The following is a 17,581-nucleotide window of genomic DNA, read 5'->3' on the forward strand; positions in this document are numbered from 1 at the left end:
CTTGAACGGAGGAACGACTCGCAACTTGGCATTCTCCATGGTCGTGACGCCGAGTGCCGGGCCACATCATTCAAGCCGCCGTGCAGTACACGGCATCGGGTTAGGTGCTGGTCTGATTGGATGTGGCGGCTAATGGGCCGGCGTCGGCTGGACGGCGTTGCGACCGTGCATCTTGGCCATGAACGCGTGAAAGGTGCCCAGGGCGTGAGGGTGGGCTGCGAACAGCAGTTCCGGGTGCCACTGCACGGCGACCAGACCGTCGCCCTCGACCGCCTCGACCAGACCATCCGGAGCGTGGGCGGCGGCGCGCAGCGTGGGCGCCAGGAGGTCGATCCCCTGATGGTGGTACGAGTTCACCAGGGCACGCTCGCCGTGCGTGGTGTGCAGCGTGCTGCCGGGAACGAAGGTCACCTCGTGGCCCAGGGCGGGTGGCCGGGCCACCTGGGCGTGGTCCACCCAGAATTGGGCGTGATCCGGCAGGTGCTGCCACAACGTGCCGCCTTCCAGCACGTTGATCATCTGCACGCCCCGGCAGATGCCGAATACCGGTTTGCCCAGCGTCCGCGCCGCGCGGTACAGCTCGGTCTCGTAGTGGTCGCGGCCCTCGTCCACCTCGCCCAGGCCGCGCACCGGGTGGGCACCGAAGTGCCGGGGGTGCACGTCCACGCCCCCGGTCAGAAGAACGGCGTCCACGATGCGGGCGTGGTCCCCGGCCAGTTCGGGAAGCGGTGGAAGCAGGATGGGCAGGGCGCCGACCGCCGCCAGACCCTCGGCGTAGGTCTGAGACGTGCCGCTGAAGCGGCGGCCCAGTCCAGACGCCTCGGTGGGCTGCGAGGTGCTCAGGCCGATCAGTGGGCGGGCGGGCATGGCCCGAGCATAGAGCAGGAGTCCGAACCGGGCCGTTGAACGTCTCGTTGTTCAGCGGCCCGAATGGTCACACTCCGGCTGCCCTGCCCCGGCGCCTCAGTGACGCCAGATTCCAGGCCGTGCGGGCGGGGGCAGCCGGTTCGTTCCGTCCGCGGCATCTGGTCACTGTCTACTTTGGTGAGACAGCCAGAGCATGCCGTCTGAGGCTCCCCAGCGTTGCACTGTCTGCGCCGAGCCAAACGGTGCGGCGAGCCTGGCTGATGTGAGGGAATCTGGCATTCGCGTACGGTTCCTCGATCCAGACCGCCGGTGCCGGGCGCGACCGTGAAATGCTGGAGAGCCTGAACGCGCACCTGAATCCGCTGGCCGAGCCGGTGCCTGACCGCGTAGCGGTCTCTTCGACAGCAACCTGCCCGGAAGCCCGTCGGTAGCCCGGTTTATGAGAACGCCCTGCGACTGACGCCCTGGATGGCGGCCTTGCCGGAGCTGCGCGAAGGACTGGCAGGAAGAACCGGACGGTCCGGCTGAGCAGCCTGGAGGGCCTGCTGGGGACCATGACGTCCGTCACCCAGCCGCAGCCGGCAGGCACGCTGCGGGAGGGCGAGTGGCGTTCCTCGGCGCTTCAGCAGCGGCGCGCCTTTGACGAGGGTGCCCTGGCTCGCGTCGTTCACCCAAACCGGGGAGGTGCTCCAACCGCTGCTGGTCCGGCTGGTGGAGGGCGGATCTGAGGCCATGGCCGATGTGCGGCCCTGGCGCGCTGCGCGGCGATCTCGGTTTAATTATCCTTTAAAACGTTTTGACAAAAAACGTTTTGCGGACTATTCTGTGGCATGAAGCGTCGCGACCCTTCCCGCCCTCCTCCCACTCCGAGTCTCCGGCGCCCGACCGTCGACCCCGCCTGGGAACCCCTTCCGCCCAGCCTCGCGCGTTGGACCGGCTACGCCCTGTACTGGGTGACCGACCTCGCCGGGCAGCTCTACGCCACCGGTATGGCAGCCATCGGCCTTCAACCGCCCCACGTCGCCATCCTCCAGATCCTCGCCGACGAGGGCCCGATGAACCAAAACCGCCTCGCAGCCCGCACCCGCATCGACAAGGCCCCCCTCGTCGGCCATCTCAACGTCCTGGAGACGTCGGGCCTCGTTGAGCGCCGCCCTCACCCCACTGATCGCCGCGCCTTCGAAGTGCACCTCACGCTCACCGGCCGCGACAAGCTCGCGCAGGCCGAGCGCGTCAACGCTGACGTCACCGACCGCTTCTTCGCCCCCCTCGCGCCCGACGAGCGCCGCACCCTCCACGCCCTCCTCACCCGCCTCGCGAGCAGCCACCCTCCCCACTCCGGAGCCGACCATGACCCTGATCGACCGACCGACCCGTGACCCCTCCTCGCCCACGTGGATGGCCCTCGTGTTTGCCCTCGGCACCCTGCTGTCCGGCATGGTCTCTGCGGTCCTGAGCTTCGCGACGGCCGGGGCGCACACCGCGGCCGAGCCCGCCGGGATCCTGCCGGCGCTGTGGCCGCCCGCGTGGGTGTTCTGGGCGGTGTGGATCGTGATCTACCCGGCGTGGGGCGTCGCCACGTTTGTGGTGTGGCGGCGGCGCCGCGAAACGGACGTGCGCGGCCCACTCGTGCTGTACGCTCTCAACGTCCTGGGCGCCCTCTTCTTCCTGCCGCTGAGCAACCTCACCGCAAACAGCCCGGCGGTGCTGACGCTGCTTGACGCCAACGGCCTCATCGGCGCGTACGCGATGGCTTGGCTGTACACCCGCCACGAGAAGCGGGCCCTGTGGTGGTTGCTGCCGTACCTGGTCTGGATGCCGCTCACGCTGGGCCTCAAGACCTGGTTGTGGCTGCTTAATTCCTGAGCCCGCGTCACGTTCGAGCGCCCGAGCCGGGGCGAATCGGGCGTCGCTCGTGCCCTTCAAGCCGTCCCGAACGAAAAGCAAACCGCCACTCGATCAGACGGCAGAGCACCGCTGTACGGCCAAGGGGCATCTGGCACAGCGTCTGGACTCGGACTCAACAGGTGGCGGACACCCAGGAGGGACTGTGCGGCGGGGTGACTTACTACTGTGGCCAGGACGCAGCACCCTGAGCGTGACGTCTGGGTGTGCAGTCGATGCACGACGTCTGGCGTGTTCATCTGGTTGCTCGTGACGCTCCTTGAACGTGCTCTCACGCGCTCCTGGCAGCCAACGCTCACTCTGGGACATGACCCGGAACACGAAGCCGCAGGACCACAGCACCTCCAACGACGGCAAGGGCCAGGGTACACGTCACCCTGGCGGCAACAAAGGCAGTGCCGACGAAAAGAACGGAGACGGCCGGCGCAATGGCAGTGAGAGCGGCGGAGGCAAGGACGGCAACAAGAAGAGTTCCTGAACTCTTCCGGCCGGTATGGCGTGTGCTCTTCAGGCTTCTGTGCCTGCAGGTGCCGGGCCAATGAAAATGCATGCTTCGATGCGGTTGCTTGCTCACGCTGGCCTCGACTGATGAGCCGTGTGCTGACACAGGCGGAGGCACGTGTCCTTCGAGCTCTTCGGGACGGCGCGGAGTTGACGAGGCACACCCGTGTGGAGCGCGGGCCGTACTACCTGATGCAGGGCCGGCGGCTGAGCATGCCCCTGGTCAAGCAGCTCGAGGAGAAGCGGTTGATCGCGCCCGATCAAAGCAGAGGATCGACCACGACGTCCTACACGTTGACACCAGCCGGTCATGAAGCGCTCGAGGACTTGCAGGAAGGGTAAAACTGAACGTGCTGGCCACATCCGGTTTGACGCTCGGGTCCAATACGTTCAGCGATCACTACCTGGCCCTCGGCGGCGACGACCACACCGGCCTCTTCCTGGTCATTCTGACGTCGCGCCCGGGCTGCTCGCGAATGTCGACTACTGCGGGTCCCTGGTACTGCAATCGAGCGTGCGTTGGGCCACCTGGAGCCCCAGCTCTTCCAACGCGGATACAACCGTCAGGTGGACGACGGCCGCTGCTGGCGTGACGTAAGGGGGTGGCGAAGCCGATGACGCGGTCGTTCGACCGTCGGTCAACGGTGTCCGCTCGCTCACCCCACTACAGGCTCCGCGGTGGGGTGAAACGACCAGGCGCTCGACGGGGGCGCGCGGAGTTCCCCCACGCTTACACTCGGGCAGATGAGCGCGACGCATCCGCCAGACCGCCCCGGGTACCAGCTGGAGTTCAACGAGATGTTTGATACCTCCACGCTGGACCCCTCGAGATGGCTGCCGTACTACCTCCCCCACTGGAGTGGACGCGCCCGCTCGGCCGCCCGCTACACCCTGCCGGGTAACGGCCTGGCCCTGCACATCACGTCCGATCAGCAGCCCTGGTTGCCCGAGATCGACGGGGCACTCCGCGTGTCGTGCTTGCAGACTGGTGCCCGTTCCGGCGCGCTCGGCAGTCGGGATGGTCAGCACCGCTTCCATCCCGATCTTCGCGTGCGAGAGCCCGTGGAGACCACGCGGCTGTACACGCCGCAGTTCGGATACTTCGAGACGCGGGTGCGGGCCGTGCCGATCCCCGGGTACATGCTGGCCCTGTGGATGATCGGTTTCGAGGAGCGCCCGCACGAGTCCGGTGAAATCTGCATCTTCGAACTGTTCGGTCAGGACCTGACATCTGGTGCTGCCACGGTCCGGTACGGGGTGCACCCCTTCGGTGATCCCACCCTGCGCGAAGAGTTCTACGCCGATACCCTCACGATGGACGCCTCTGCGTTTCATACCTACGCGCTGGACTGGCAGCCGGACCGGCTGCACTTCTACGTGGACGGCGCGCTGCTGCGCACGGTGTGGCAGTCGCCCCAGTACCCGATGCAGTTCATGCTGACCCTGTACGAACTGCCCGCGCAGCTTCAAGAGTGCGGCGCGCCGTGGCCACGCACCGCGCACGTCGCCTACCTGCGTGGGTATGGGCGGACCCAGGCACGCTGAGCGGTTCCGGCCGGGAGCGGAACCCAATGTCGAGAGGGTCCACAGAGCCGTCCGAGGGTACCTCGCGTGGACGCGTCCACGGGCTCCGTCACTCCTTCGGGTCCAGCGTCACGGCATACCAGCAGTAATTCTGCGTCGTCCGGAGCTGTATCACGTACAGGCCGGGTGTGGCGACCTCGACCGACGTGTTGGGAACCAGGGGGACAGGAGCCGCCTGGGGCTGCTCGTCTTCTTTCACATAGGGCGTCAGGGTGAACTGCGCCTGGCACGCCTGCTGGTGCGCGTTCGCGATGCCGCCGAAGGCCACGGCCTGGAAGGTCATGGCGCCAGCGGTCAGGCGAAAGGGCAGTGACGGGCCGGCGCGCAGTTCCCGGATCACCACCGCGCCGTTGTCGCCTGGGGGGAGGGTTCCCGCCGGATCCTTCGCCTTGCACGCCACGAGGAGGAGCAAGCAGGCCAGGGCCACGCGGGTCATACGGGCAGCGTACACCTCGGCAGGAGATGTGGCGGCCAGCGCCTGCGCGCTCAGGCGTGTTCACCTTGTTCAATTTCGCCGATCAGTTCCGGCAGGTGTGGTCAGACCTCCATCAGCACGAAGAGTCCGGCGGCGGTGGCGCACGCGGACGTCATTAAGTCACTCCACGACGACAGCCACCTTCAGAACGGGTACGACCAGGTTCATCCGTCGAGCTGCACAGCCCGTTCGTTCTCGCCTGCCCTACCGGGCCGGACAGCGCAGCAGCGATGACCGCCACGCTCGCCCGGAGGAGCGCGGTTGCAGCCAGCCGGTAGCGCAGGCGGAGGCGGGCGACGTGGTGGCCGCGCGAGACACGCAGAAGCCGCCGATGACAAGCAGCGCCAGCACGGCGAATGATGCGCCTAGCACGTCCTCAATCCGAGTACCAGCAGGGAACGTGCCGCCCTTCAGACCACGGGGTAGCCACAGGATGTAGAGAGGGGCGAGCCTGGGAACAGAGAAATCACGATCCAACCACCGGGAACCTCATCGGGATTCCCGGTGACGCAGACCTTGGGCGAACGGATCGCTGAACTAGATGCACTCCGTGCGGATGGATGCGCGGCGGCCGCACATCCTCCGTTCCAGGAGCAGGTCCTCGATGTTCCGGTAGCTCGGCGTGAACCTGTGGTCCAGCCAGACGGCGTCGCTGATGACGGCGACGGGGAATCGGTAGCTGGGACGTTTCTGACCGCTCCGCACTGGATTCCCCTACGCCAACACCGTGCCATGATCCTGCCTCACAGAGGGTGACCGTGGCGCTGGGCGCCCCGTACCCGAGCCGCTGTTACCCTTGCCGCCGCGCTGTCCGTGCGGCATACTGCGTGGGCCGCGGGTGTGGCGTCCCGGTTGAGTGACGCCCCCGACGATAACCCGACCTCCGTCCCACAAGGATGCGATCCTGCCGCCTTCTGCGGCAGACCCACCGGGTTGTCCCGGCACCCTTTGAGGTGCACATGACTGCCATTCCCACTCCACCGTCCCGCTTCGATCTCGCACAGTACCGCCGCGAATGGTTCGCCAATCCCCGCAAGGACGTCCTGGCCGGCATCGTGGTTGCCCTGGCCCTGATTCCCGAAGCCATCGCCTTTTCCATCATCGCCGGCGTCGATCCCCAGGTCGGCCTGTACGCCTCCTTCATCATTGCCCTGGTGACCGCCTTCATCGGGGGTCGGCCGGGCATGATCAGCGCGGCCACTGGCGCCATGGCTCTGTTGATGGGCGGGCTCGTGAAGGACCACGGCCTGGCCTACCTCTTCGCGGCCACCATTCTGACCGGTGCCTTGCAGATCGTCTTCGGCTGGGCGAAGCTGGCCCGCTACCTCAAGTTCGTGCCACGAAGCGTCATGGTCGGCTTCGTCAACGCGCTGGCCATCATGATCTTCCTGGCCCAGCTTCCGCAGTTCGTGGGGGCGAACTGGCAGATGTACGCCATGGTGGCCGCTGGCCTCGCCATCGTCTACCTGCTACCACTCGTGTTCAGGGCCATTCCCAGCGCCCTGGTCGCCATCGTTGCGCTGACCGTGGTCTCCGTCGTCACGGGCGCCGACGTGAAGACCGTCGGGGACATGGGCACGCTGCCCACGGTTCTCCCGCCCTTCGGCATTCCGCAGGTGCCCTTCACGCTCCAGACGTTGGCAATCATTTTTCCGGTGGCCCTCACCCTGTCCATCGTCGGACTGCTCGAGAGCCTGCTGACAGCGCAGCTCATCGACGAGCGGACGGACACCACCAGCGACAAAAACACCGAGTCGCGCGGGCAGGGGGTGGCCAATATCGTCACCGGTTTCTTTGGCGGTATGGCCGGTTGCGCAATGATCGGCCAGAGCATGATCAATGTGACCAATGGTGGCCGGGGACGCCTGTCGACCTTCGTGGCCGGCCTGGGTCTGCTGATTCTCATTCTCGTGCTGCAACCGCTGCTGGTGCAGGTTCCGATGGCAGCGCTGGTCGCGGTCATGATCGTCGTGAGCGTGAGCACCTTCGACTGGGGCAGCCTGCGTACTCTGACTGTGTTCCCGAAGAGCGAGACCATGGTGATGCTGGCGACGGTCGGCGTCACGGTGTTCACCCACGACCTCAGCCTCGGGGTGCTGGTCGGTGTGGTGTTGAGCGCCCTGATGTTCGCGCGGAAGGTCTCGCAGCTCTCGCAGGTCAGCCATGTGGACGGCGCTGACAGCACCCGCACGTACCACGTTCGGGGGCAGCTATTCTTCGTCAGCACACACGACTTCCTTCACCAGTTCGACTTCACCCACCCGGCACCTCGGGTCGTGATCGACGTCTCAGGCGCCCATTTCTGGGACGGCTCGGCGGTCGGTGCGCTGGATAAGGTGATGCTCAAGTACATGCGCCAGGGCACACCGGTGGAACTGGTGGGTCTGAATGAGGCCTCGGCGAGCCTGATCGAGCGTCTGGCGGTGTATGACAAACCTGGCGCCCTGGAGCGCGCTGCGGGCCATTGACCCCAGGTACGCACAGTGGGGTTGCTGGTGGACGCCATGGATCCAGTGACCGCTGACGCCCGTCCCCACGGCGCCGCTGAAGCCCGAACAGCCGTGAAGCGGAGGAAAGGGCCGGCCATCTCGGCGACCGCTGAAGTGAGGCGGCAGACCTCCATGTCCCATGCCACTCTGGGCACCGCCATGGAACGAAGACGCAGCATGAACGGATGGATGATGACCGCCCTGCTTGCGGGTCTCGGTGTGGCCACAGCGCAGACGGAACCCCTCCCGGACGCGGCAGGCTGCGCGAAGGTCATGGCCCCGAACGCCACGCCCATGACGCCGGCCTTCACGGCCGCCGTGCGCTCGACCACCCACACCTACGTCTCGAGGCTGGAGTTCCTCGTCGCGCCATTCCGGACGCGTCCGGCGACTCCGGCCCAGTTCCAGCCGATCCGGCAGGTGGCGGCTGAGGCCGAGCATTACGTCACACGTTTGCTGAAGGTCACAGGCTGGCCGACCGATCCCGGCCTGCGGGAGGACATCAGCCGGCTCCTGATTCACCCACCCTTCCAGTGGTGTGTGGGCCAGGTGGCGCTGTCGGCGGCGACGACACCGGCCGAGCGGTCGCAGGCGGCGGGCCTGATCGATCAGGCGCTGGTGGCGGCCGGTGAGAACCAGCGGTACGGCACGGCCCTGACCCGGCGCGGTTCACGGCTGGTTCCCCTTCCCATCGCGGACGAGCCGGACGTGGACGCGCGGCGGGCCGCCGCCGGGCTGCCCCCGCTGAAGGAGATTCTGGCGGCGCTGCAGGCCACGGTGCCGCCTCGTCTCGCCCCAGCGGGCCTGAAGCGCCCGGTGGTGCTGCACGAGGTGTGCCGCCGATTTACCGGCGAGACGGCCCTCAACATTCCCCTGACACCCGGGCAGATCGACGCGTTGGCCGAGCGGGCGGCCGAGCTGGTCGAACAGGACCAGGCGAGCCGCACCGGGCACTCTGGAGCGAGGTCCATGCAGGTCGTTGACCGTGAATCGACGATCTGGCTCAAGGAGGTGCTGCGGCAGCGGGGCTGGCCGAGTGCGAATCGGAGTGATCCGCAGTTGGCCTTCAACGCGTGGCTGCTGACCCAGCACGCGGATGCGCGGCCTGCCGTGCAGGCGTGTGTGCTCGATCTGATGACCCAACAGGTCAGTACACCGGACGAAGAGCGGAACCTCGCGTACCTCACGGACCGGGTGCGACTGGCAAGCGGTCAGCCGCAGGTGTATGGGACGCAGGTGTCGTATGACGATGTGCAGGGCAAGGCGACGCCCAGGCTGCTGGAGGATCCGGCGCGTGTGAACGAGCGGCGGGCGAAGGTGGGGCTGGAACCCATTGAGGAGTACCTCAAAGGCTTCGAGCGCCCACGGCCGTGAGTGCAACGATCGGCGACGCGTCAATGGCCACCGTGCAAGAAGGCATTCATGACGGCACCGCCGTGGGCATGAGCCCACGGCGGTGCGGAGATTTCATCTGGCCAGCCTTACTTACGCGCTCTGGTGGTGGTTTCACTGGCCGGCGTGACGGTTTTTTGGCGCTGGCCCAGCGCCTGACCTCTGCTGACGCTGGACTGCATCTGCTGCCGGGCGGTGGCAGCGTGTCCCTTAGGTCGGCGTCACCACGCTGCCGACCTCAAAGCGCCCCGATGCGGTGGATCTCCCGGATGCTGGCCAGCGCATCGGGGTCGCGCTCCACGGCCGGAAACGCGTGGCTGTAGCTGGTCAGCCCCGCCCGCTCGACCACGGCCGGCTCCAGCAGGTTCTCGGCGATCACGCCGCGGCGCGAGCACTGGTGTGTCATCGCAACTTGCCACAACCCCTAAGGGATCGCCACAGGGAGACCTCTTCACGGGCCGGTATCTGGCTGGGCGGTAAAAAGGGGCCACCGGCCGCCGACGAGTAAACCGGCTCTCGGTTTCGGCTTCCACGCCAATGGTTCTGGCAACTTAACCTCAGCGCGGCCAGGTAGCTGGGCGGGCGGCCTGATGCTCAGGTCGCCCGCTGCATCGCCTCTCGCCACAGGAGAAGTGCTGCGGTCTGGTTGCTCCGCCTTGTTGGCGCAGACACGGTGGTGCGAGTGTGCTGGTGCAGGTTCGAGACGCGGGCGTGCAGGGCCAGGAACTCCTGAGTCCGTCGTCGTCGTTTGAAAGTCAAGTGTTGCCGTTCTCGTCGCCGGGTCGCGCGGTGCGATTGCTCAACGAGATTGTTGCAGCGCGCGGTCGAGGCGACCTGAACGTGCTCCACGGCGTGGAGCACGGGAAGTTCCCGGATGGCCGCACCGTAGCTCCACAGCTTGTCCGTGTGGATGACCTCGGGCACATCGTACTCACCGAGCAGTCGGCTGAAGAAGCTGCGGGCAGCTACTGTGTCGCGGTGCGGTTGGAGCAGGATATCGAGCACGGCACCATACTCGTTTACCGCCCGCCACAGCCAGTGTTTGACCCCGGCGACCAGCACGCACACCTCGTCCAGATGCCACCGGGAACCCCGTCGGGGTTCCCGGTGGCGCAGTTCCTCGGTGAGGAGCGGATCGAACTTGATATTCCACTGCCGCAGGGTTTCATGGCTGACGATGATCCCGCGCTCGTGGAGGAGTTCCTGGACGTCACGCTGACTGATGGGGAAGCGGTGGTAGAGCCATAGGGCGTAGCTGATGACGCTCAGGGGGAAACGATGGCGATACGGCTTCCGATCACTCACGGCTCAACAGCCTACCGAGATCAAGTTGCCAGAACCCAGCAGGCAGTGAAGCTACGCGCTCCCAGTTGAGCTTTCGGGTCTCCTGCAGCCATCATGAGGGGAATCTATTGACGACAGGGCGGCCCGCCGTACCGCTGATCCAGCACCACGCGACCACCCTAAATTTGCTCCCGCCATGAGGACTTATCGTGACCCACGAAGCTTCACTGCCACCACCCGATCCGCTCGCCTCGATCCATACGTCGCCCGCGCCCACCCTGCTGCTTGACGCGCACTGCACCGTTCAGGACGCCAATGACGCTGCGTGCGCCCTGCTGGGCCGCGCCTCCACCGCGCTCATCCGCCGCCGGCTCGCCACCTTCGTGACGCCGGGCGCTCAGGGCACCCTGAGCCGCCTGTGTATGGAGGTCGTCCAGACCGGAAGCACCCGGCAGGGCGAACTGCAGCTGCTCACGGGCGACCGCCAGACGGCGGACGTGCTGACGACCCTTGGTCCCCTCAGGGGAACAGACCAGCCGTCCGGCTATTACTTGGTGATGACGGACATCACCGCGTACAAGCAGGCCCACCGGGACCTGCTCGACCAGACCGCGGCCTACGCCGACCGGGAAGAGACCCAGGCCGCGTCGATCCGCGCCTCGAATGTGGAACTGACCCAGGTGATGCTCGCGTTCGTGCAGCAGTTGAACTTGCCACTGGGCCGTGCCCACGCCTTCCTGGCCATGGCCCGGCAGTCCGCCGGGCCATCAACCGAGCCGATGGATCACGCCCTGCAGCAGGTGGACCGCGCCCTGCAGGAGATCGTGACCCTGATGACGTCGGTCAGCGGGTATACGCAACTACGGGTGGATCCCATGCTGGTCCGCCCGGTGAAGCTTGAATCCGTGCTGCGTTCGGCGCTGAGCACGGTGCGGGCGGTGATGGCCGAGCGGGACGTGCACGTCACCCATGATCCCCTGCCGACGGTCCTGGGGGACAGCCGCAGCCTGCAGCTGATCTTCGCGGAATTACTCGGCAACGCACTGAAATACACGCGGACCCGCAAGGTGACGCACATCCACATTTCGGTGCGGGAGGACGAGCAGGAGGTCGTCTTCGGGGTGGAGGACAATGGCGTGGGGTTCAACATGCGGCACAAGGACAGGCTGTTTCGGCTGTTCGGGCGACTGCATTCGGCCCGGGAGTACGAGGGCACCGGAGTTGGCCTGCTCTCGGTGCGGTGGGTGGTCGAGCGGGCGGGGGGCCGGGTGTGGGCCGAGGGCAAGCCGGACCAGGGCGCTACGTTCTTCGTCGCGTGGCCGAAAGTACAGACGAGCAGCCAACATCGCAGTTGAGCAGAAGATCTGCCCCTCCCTAGCACATGCCGGGAGCGGGCGGTTCGCCGTTTCAGGTTAGGATCGCGATGTCCCTAAGCGCCCTCGAACCCGCACACGATGATCAAAGTGCGGAGGCACAGCCTGCTACCTGGGGAGCCTGCTACCTGGGGAGGCTGAACATGACGGTGGCGCCCTGCCCCGGTTGACCTTCCGCCCACACCCGGCCCCCATGCCGCTCGACCAGGTGGCGCACCGCCGCCAGGCCCAGCCCGTGCCCTTCATCACCCAGCTGACTGCCCGGCTCAAACAGGTGCGGCGCGAACGCCGGGTCGAACCCAGCCCCGTTGTCGCGCACGAACACGACGTGCCCTTCTGGGTGCGCTTCCCCCCACACCTCGATCCGCGCATCGTCCCCGGTAAACGTCAGGGCATTGCGCAGCAGTGCACGCAGCACCTCGCGCAGCACCTCCCGGTCCCCTCGCACCACCGGTAGATGGCCCACGTGCCAATCGATGCGGCGGTTCAGGGTCTCGCCGTCCAGCTCACTCTGGACCACGCGGGTCAGGGCGCCCAGATCCACCAGTCCGATGCTCATGGGCCGGCGGGTGAGCTCCGCGTAGTCCAACAGGGCGTCCAGGCGCGAATACAAGTGGTTCAGTCGGTCTCGGGCGTCTTCTCCTTCAACCGATGGCGTCAGCCGGTCGAGGTCCCGGCGCAGGTCCAGCCACACCGCCTCACTGAACGCCAGGCTCTCGTCCCGCGCCGCCTGCACTTTCTCCGTCCATGCCTGAGGACGCAGCTGCGTTCGCTGCACCTCTCCAGCCCGTTCCAGCGCCAGCCCGAGATGCACCGCCACGGTCTCCAGCGCTGCGCGGTCCGGCGTGCTCCACGGCGTGCTGTCCCGCCGCGTGACCTCCAGCGCGCCCCGCACCTCGCCGTGCACATGCACTGATTCACGTTCCGTGAGTTGCCGGGCCACGTGCGGCAGCGGCTGGATGGCCACGCTCTCCGGCACCGGCAGGCGTTCGAGCAGGCCCTCCGCTGGCGGCTGCCCGGCCTCGCCCTGGACCACCCAGTGCTTGCCCGTCAGCGTCCAGTACCTGACGAACGTACCCGGGAAGAGCAGGTGCACGAGGCGTACGGCATGGAGCACCACCGTGTCCGGATCACTCAAGAAGGCCGGCTCGCGCTCCAGGGCCACGAACGCCTCCAGGGCCTCGTGGCGGCGCCGCAGCTGGCGGAGTTCCGCATCCTGCGCCTCAGCGGCCCACGTGCGCTCCAGCGCGAGTTGCAACGCGCGGCCCACCGCCAGGTAGACCAGCCGCTCGCGCTCCGTGAACGCCGGCGCGTGTGTCGCCCCCAGCCCGAAGACGCCGATGGGCTGGTCCGCGCGCCAGATCGGGAACACGGCGCCCGCCCGGTAGTCCGCGCTTTCGGGCACGTGCTGCTCGGCGGCGTTCCATTCGGAGAACACGGCGCGCGCCGTGGAGAACATCAGCGCCAACATCGGCATCGTCCGTGGAAGGCCCTGCCGAACCACCGCCGCGAGGGCGGGTGTCGTGGAGGCGCTCATCGCCCGCGCTTTGGCGAACTCGCCGTCCAGTTCGTAGTACGCGCTGGTCCCGTCTGGGAAGAAGGCGTCCATGACCTCCACGGCCAACTGACCGAGCGCCACCGGGTCGTGCGCAACGGTGCTGCGCTCCGTGAACTGCATGAAGGCCGTCAGGGCCGCCGCGTAGGGATCGGTCGCCGCATCGTCAGGCGTGGCCGGAAGCATGTGCTCAGGATAAGCGCAGCCACGTCCTGCTCATCTATCGAAAAGCGCTGTATCGGACGCCGTTCTGTTTCGCGTGGCCCAACGCAGAACTGGGGAAGTGAACTCCAGTGGAGTTCACTCCGCTCACTGGCCGGGTTTGTCCTGTCGGAACAGCCCTTCGAGTTCCGTCACGGCGGTATCGCGCGGGAAGGCCAGGACGACCTTCCCACTGCTGCGCTGCGCCTCCGCCCATGCCCACCCGCCGTGCCGCGCCAGGATACGCCGCACCTGGATCAGCCCGCTGCCCTCCATCACCGGCACGGCCTGATCGGTCCGCACGGCGAGGTCAAAGAGCGTCGCCGCCTCCTCGCCGCTCAAGCCAATGCCGTCGTCTTCTACCGTGACCTGAACTTCCCCTTCGACCTCCCGGCTGCTGACCACCACGTGCCGGGCGCCCCGCGTCTCGCTCAGCGTGAAGGTCATCAGGACGTCCAGGGCCTGCGTCAGCAGCGTCCGGTCCCCCCGCACGATCGGCAGGGGGTCGATAAACCAGTGCATCTGCTGTCCGCGTGGGGTGGCCGCCACCTTGGCCTGAATTGTTGCGACGACTTCTCCCAGCGGCAGCAGATCTCTACTCAGGGCGTGTGTTTCCAGCCTGGACAGTTGCCGCAGGTCCTGTGCGATCCCCCGGAGACGCGAGACCTCGGCGGCGAGGGTCGTCGGATCGTATGGGGACAGACCGTCCAGCGCGTGCGGGTCGACCGGGCGTCCGGGGTCCAGCAGGTGCCCGAGTGTGCGCGCAGGTTCCTCCAGGTTGTGGGCGGTGCGGATGATCAGGTTGCCCAGTTCGGCGTTCAGGTCGGACAGGCGGCGGGTGCGCTCTTCCACCCGCGCTTCCAGAACGGAGGAACGTTCCCGCAGGTGATGGATGTCGGTGGCTGCCCCGTACACGCGGACGACCTCCCCACGGTCATCGCGGAGGGGGAAGGTCTGAACCACGAACCAGCGGTACTCCCCATCATGGCGGCGGATCCGGTGTTCCTGCCGCAGGAACTGCCCCGCCTGCATGGCCTCCCGGTAGTGCCTGGCCGAATCGTCCAGGTCTTCTGGATGGAGAGCGTCTGTCCACCCCCAGCCGGTCGCCTCCTCGAAGGTCTGCCCGGTGTAATCCAACCAGCGCCTGTTGTACCAAGTGGTGAAGCCGTCGGGCCGGCTCTCCCACAGCAGGTCCGGCACCAGGTTGGCGACCGCCTGGAACTGCGCTCGGGAGGCGCGTACCGCCGCCTCGGCGCGGGCCCGTTCAACCTCGGACCAGCATCGACCGGCAAGGCCCTGCACGAGCGCCACCTCTGCCTCCGTCCAGTGGCGCGCAAGGCGCTGGTTGGCCGCCAAGGTGCAGCGCAACGTCCCTCCCGTGACCACAGGAACCGCCAGATCCGCGCCAACCGCGATCTGCGCGTAGCTCGCTTTCACTTCGGCGGGAATGCGTTCATCCGCCTGCGCGTCGTCCACCACGACCGGGCGACCGGCCAAATGGAGGGACGTGAACGGTTCCCACGCACCCACCGGAAAGCGGCCCTCGATGACCGGTACGCCTGGGAGGTGCACCGAAGCGCCGATGACATACTCTCGCGTCCCCCAATCGACCTCAGCCCAGTAGCACCGTTCCACACCGAGCTGATCGGCAATCAGCTGGCAGGCACGCTCGGCGACCGCCCACGGATCGGTCAGTGCATGAACCTCCTCCGTGAAGCGCACCAGAAACGCATTGAGCTCTTCGGCATGGCGCCGCCGGACCTCTGCGCGCGCCCACTCCACCGCGGCCCAGGTGCGCTCAGCGGTCTCCTCGATGAGCGCGATCTCGGCCGGGCTCCACCCGCCAGGACAAGACCGGATCACGCTCAACACCGCGACCAGACCCTGCGCCGTGACCAGCGGCACCGAAACGAAGGACCGCACGCCGAGCGCACTGTACGCTGCCGCCTGCTCGGCAGGCAGGTCGGGCTCGGCCTCAATGTCCACGACAGCAACCGTGTGACCAGCTTCGAATGCCGCGCGCTCGGCCGGGCGGAAGCTCGCAATGGGGTAGTGCCCAGCCATGCTCGTGAGGTCACTGCGCCGGTACTCCTGGGCCACGTCGTAGTCGTCACCCTCGACCTCGGCGTAGTTGACCCGGTCTGCCCCAAGCGCCTCACCCAGGAGGCGACAGGCTGCCTGCATGGCCGCGCGAGGGTCCGAACGCTCCCGCAGCGCGTCACTGAGCCTCAGCAGGAACATCTGCTGCCCCTCCTCCTGCGCGCGGTCAGTCATGTCTCCCACAGCTCCAGAGAACGTCGCTGGTCGGCCAGCGTCCTACGGAATGACGGTGCCCGCGCCTCCGCTTCAGCGCCGCACGCCGTCGGAGTGAGGCTGGAGACGAACGACCGCCTGACAGTATCCTCCGCAGCGCCCCCTCTATCTGCCCGTGGCAAACACTCCGGTCCTCGGGAGGCAGGTCATCCTTGTCCATGGTCTGCCGGGTCAGGGAAAAGACGCCGAGCAAAAGCCCAAAGTTCCGGCAGACCCGACCGATGTCCCCGAAAGGCGGGTTGGCGCCGATTGGCCACCCAGACACGCCGAGGCGCACGGAGGACGACAAGCCGTGGACGTGCTTCCAACGCCTGTGGTGCCACTCAGACACTGGCAAGCTCCACCGCTTCCCATATACGTTCGCCCACCTCGCGGAGCCCAGTGCGTGACGCAACACCGTGAATGCGTCAGTACGCCTTCCAACGCGCGCTGCGGCGGGGAGGTCGGCCACCGTTGCCGAGGTCGCTTCCAAGATGTTGTCCAGGGCAACCGATAGCACCACGTCGAAGGACATGTGAGGCAGAGCAGGAAGGAGACGCTGCACCGTACTGCAGTGTAAGCACGCTCACCTGAAGCCGGGTGAAGCGCGGATGGCTGTTCTGTTGATGAAACGTGCCCGGCTCATCAGGAGGACGACCCTCGTTGAATGCATCTTCAGAGCCCAAGTGATGTGCTAGGGACAGGTCGTCAAGCACATAAGTGCAAGCCTATTTATTCACCTAAGTGACGTTAGGTGAAAGAATCGATGTGGATCTCTACAATAAATTGCTCTCTCAATTTGCGCCGCAAACGAAGCCGTGCCCGCCCGGGAGGGACTTGGCCAGCAGACGCACTTTCACGCGGATCATAACTACGCCTACTCAAGGCCACTGGTCATCGGCTCCGGGCTGAATCCGGACGAGCAACGACCGGGGGCACCGCGAGTTCCCCTGGAGGGCATAGAGGCACCCAGCGTCTCAATCCCAGCGCTGCGAGCAGTTCAGTGCATGCAGGATTGCGTAATGCCCGAACTCTATGTTGATGACGCCGTCATTTCAGGGCGACTGCGCGCTCCAACTTCAGCACTGGCACGGTGTCAGGCGTCGAGTGACCTGCTGAGCGTCCAGCAAGCCACGCCGAGCACCCAGGCACGCGCCCCCAGCAGGCTTCGAGGCTGATCGCCCGCGCGCCGCATCATAGTCAGGAAAGCCAGCTGGACAGCTGCTTCAGGATTGACCCTGTCCGACTTCAGCGCCAGCGCATACACCGCCCGGGCGTAGCGGCGGTGCAGTTCTCGCAGCGCGTCCTCGTCCCGATCCGCCAGCGCACAGAGCACTGCGGCGTCCGTGGCCTCCGCCCACCGGCTGGGGGCTGGGACCGGATCCAGGGACGCCGCTGCGGGACTCATCACTCAATGCAGGTCATGCGCGCGCGCCCACTTGAGAATGGCCGCATTGGCGATGTCCGCCTTCTCAAAGATCGCGGCGTGCGCTGCCCCCGGAATGAGCACCAGCGTACTGCCCGCGATGTTCTGCTGCAGCTTCACCGAGAATTCTGGCGGGTACACTGTGTCCTCCACCCCCTCCAGAATCAACGTCGGCACCGTGATCGTCTTCAAGGTCGGCACCGAGTCCGGCCGGGTCGCCAGCACCGTCGCGCCCGC

Annotated in this window: 16 protein-coding genes; 8 read left to right on the forward strand and 8 right to left on the reverse strand. The window is 66.7% G+C overall.

From position 1 onward, the window contains the following. Positions 1-129: 129 nt before the first annotated feature. Positions 130-867 (reverse strand): gamma-glutamyl-gamma-aminobutyrate hydrolase family protein, encoded by a 738-nt coding sequence (locus HNQ07_RS17810; RefSeq protein ID WP_184114249.1) that lies wholly within the window; start codon positions 865-867, stop codon positions 130-132. Positions 868-1,820: 953 nt separating this feature from the next. Here HNQ07_RS17810 and HNQ07_RS17815 point away from each other — a divergent pair. The 5 genes from HNQ07_RS17815 (at position 1,821) to HNQ07_RS17835 (ending at position 4,818) form a co-directional block, all read left to right on the forward strand. After that, the gene (locus HNQ07_RS17815) at positions 1,821-2,246 is read left to right on the forward strand and encodes a MarR family winged helix-turn-helix transcriptional regulator (protein WP_184114251.1); all 426 of its coding nucleotides are present in this window, start codon (positions 1,821-1,823) and stop codon (positions 2,244-2,246) included. Next, a complete protein-coding gene (locus tag HNQ07_RS17820) occupies positions 2,218-2,733 on the forward strand; it encodes a tryptophan-rich sensory protein (RefSeq protein WP_184114252.1) in 516 nt (171 codons plus the stop codon). The genes HNQ07_RS17815 and HNQ07_RS17820 overlap by 29 nt, the downstream gene beginning before the upstream one ends. A 346-nt stretch (positions 2,734-3,079) precedes the next feature. After that, a complete protein-coding gene (locus tag HNQ07_RS17825; protein ID WP_184114254.1) occupies positions 3,080-3,250 on the forward strand; it encodes a hypothetical protein in 171 nt (56 codons plus the stop codon). A gap of 110 nt (positions 3,251-3,360) precedes the next feature. Beyond that, positions 3,361-3,615, forward strand: coding sequence for a hypothetical protein (locus HNQ07_RS17830; protein WP_184114256.1), 255 nt, complete (start codon positions 3,361-3,363; stop codon positions 3,613-3,615). 402 nt (positions 3,616-4,017) lie between these two features. Beyond that, positions 4,018-4,818, forward strand: a complete 801-nt coding sequence (locus HNQ07_RS17835; RefSeq protein ID WP_184114258.1) for a glycoside hydrolase family 16 protein — start codon at positions 4,018-4,020, stop codon at positions 4,816-4,818. Between the two features lie 88 nt (positions 4,819-4,906). On the opposite strand, the gene HNQ07_RS17840 is transcribed toward HNQ07_RS17835, so the two are convergent. Continuing rightward, positions 4,907-5,293, reverse strand: coding sequence for a hypothetical protein (locus HNQ07_RS17840; protein WP_184114260.1), 387 nt, complete (start codon positions 5,291-5,293; stop codon positions 4,907-4,909). Between the two features lie 998 nt (positions 5,294-6,291). Here HNQ07_RS17840 and HNQ07_RS17845 point away from each other — a divergent pair. Together HNQ07_RS17845 and HNQ07_RS17850 are read left to right on the forward strand one after the other, a co-directional pair. Continuing rightward, positions 6,292-7,800: a SulP family inorganic anion transporter gene (locus tag HNQ07_RS17845; RefSeq protein ID WP_184114262.1), complete on the forward strand. Its 1,509-nt coding sequence runs from the start codon at positions 6,292-6,294 to the stop codon at positions 7,798-7,800. A gap of 213 nt (positions 7,801-8,013) precedes the next feature. Then, positions 8,014-9,195: a DUF6624 domain-containing protein gene (locus HNQ07_RS17850; protein ID WP_184114264.1), complete on the forward strand. Its 1,182-nt coding sequence runs from the start codon at positions 8,014-8,016 to the stop codon at positions 9,193-9,195. A gap of 256 nt (positions 9,196-9,451) precedes the next feature. Here the strand turns inward: HNQ07_RS17850 and HNQ07_RS17855 are convergent, their stop codons facing one another. After that, a complete protein-coding gene (locus HNQ07_RS17855; protein WP_184114266.1) occupies positions 9,452-9,619 on the reverse strand; it encodes a hypothetical protein in 168 nt (55 codons plus the stop codon). Between the two features lie 188 nt (positions 9,620-9,807). Then, positions 9,808-10,518 carry an IS6 family transposase gene (locus tag HNQ07_RS17860; RefSeq protein ID WP_184114268.1) on the reverse strand — a complete coding sequence of 237 codons (711 nt, stop codon included), beginning with the start codon at positions 10,516-10,518 and terminating at the stop codon, positions 9,808-9,810. Positions 10,519-10,706: 188 nt separating this feature from the next. Between HNQ07_RS17860 and HNQ07_RS17865 the strand changes: the two genes are divergently transcribed. Beyond that, positions 10,707-11,852, forward strand: a complete 1,146-nt coding sequence (locus HNQ07_RS17865) for a sensor histidine kinase (RefSeq protein WP_184114270.1) — start codon at positions 10,707-10,709, stop codon at positions 11,850-11,852. 142 nt (positions 11,853-11,994) lie between these two features. Here HNQ07_RS17865 and HNQ07_RS17870 read toward each other — a convergent pair whose 3' ends face one another. The 4 genes from HNQ07_RS17870 to HNQ07_RS17885 all read right to left on the reverse strand — a co-directional run. Further along, on the reverse strand, positions 11,995-13,611 hold the full coding sequence (locus HNQ07_RS17870; protein ID WP_184114272.1) for a sensor histidine kinase: 1,617 nt from the start codon (positions 13,609-13,611) through the stop codon (positions 11,995-11,997). 123 nt (positions 13,612-13,734) lie between these two features. Beyond that, entirely contained in the window at positions 13,735-15,900 is a 2,166-nt protein-coding gene (locus HNQ07_RS17875) for a GAF domain-containing protein (protein ID WP_184114274.1), read from the reverse strand. A gap of 1,114 nt (positions 15,901-17,014) precedes the next feature. Beyond that, the gene (locus tag HNQ07_RS17880; RefSeq protein WP_184114276.1) at positions 17,015-17,254 is read right to left on the reverse strand and encodes a hypothetical protein; all 240 of its coding nucleotides are present in this window, start codon (positions 17,252-17,254) and stop codon (positions 17,015-17,017) included. 75 nt (positions 17,255-17,329) lie between these two features. Then, positions 17,330-17,581 (reverse strand): alpha/beta fold hydrolase (locus tag HNQ07_RS17885; RefSeq protein ID WP_184114278.1); only part of this gene is annotated, 252 nt, incomplete at its 5' end.

Origin of the sequence: Deinococcus metalli (assembly GCF_014201805.1) — a bacterium.
Taxonomy (GTDB): domain Bacteria; phylum Deinococcota; class Deinococci; order Deinococcales; family Deinococcaceae; genus Deinococcus; species Deinococcus metalli.

What these genes read in the sequence shown, in the direction of transcription:
- HNQ07_RS17810 (WP_184114249.1), bottom strand. Translation starts at nt 867, where the DNA reads ATGCCCGCCCGCCCACTGATCGGCCTGAGCACCTCGCAGCCCACCGAG.
- HNQ07_RS17835 (WP_184114258.1), top strand. Translation starts at nt 4,018, where the DNA reads ATGAGCGCGACGCATCCGCCAGACCGCCCCGGGTACCAGCTGGAGTTC.
- HNQ07_RS17820 (WP_184114252.1), top strand. Translation starts at nt 2,218, where the DNA reads ATGACCCTGATCGACCGACCGACCCGTGACCCCTCCTCGCCCACGTGG.
- HNQ07_RS17855 (WP_184114266.1), bottom strand. Translation starts at nt 9,619, where the DNA reads ATGACACACCAGTGCTCGCGCCGCGGCGTGATCGCCGAGAACCTGCTG.
- HNQ07_RS17850 (WP_184114264.1), top strand. Translation starts at nt 8,014, where the DNA reads ATGACCGCCCTGCTTGCGGGTCTCGGTGTGGCCACAGCGCAGACGGAA.
- HNQ07_RS17825 (WP_184114254.1), top strand. Translation starts at nt 3,080, where the DNA reads ATGACCCGGAACACGAAGCCGCAGGACCACAGCACCTCCAACGACGGC.
- HNQ07_RS17870 (WP_184114272.1), bottom strand. Translation starts at nt 13,611, where the DNA reads ATGCTTCCGGCCACGCCTGACGATGCGGCGACCGATCCCTACGCGGCG.
- HNQ07_RS17830 (WP_184114256.1), top strand. Translation starts at nt 3,361, where the DNA reads ATGAGCCGTGTGCTGACACAGGCGGAGGCACGTGTCCTTCGAGCTCTT.
- HNQ07_RS17875 (WP_184114274.1), bottom strand. Translation starts at nt 15,900, where the DNA reads ATGACTGACCGCGCGCAGGAGGAGGGGCAGCAGATGTTCCTGCTGAGG.
- HNQ07_RS17845 (WP_184114262.1), top strand. Translation starts at nt 6,292, where the DNA reads ATGACTGCCATTCCCACTCCACCGTCCCGCTTCGATCTCGCACAGTAC.
- HNQ07_RS17840 (WP_184114260.1), bottom strand. Translation starts at nt 5,293, where the DNA reads ATGACCCGCGTGGCCCTGGCCTGCTTGCTCCTCCTCGTGGCGTGCAAG.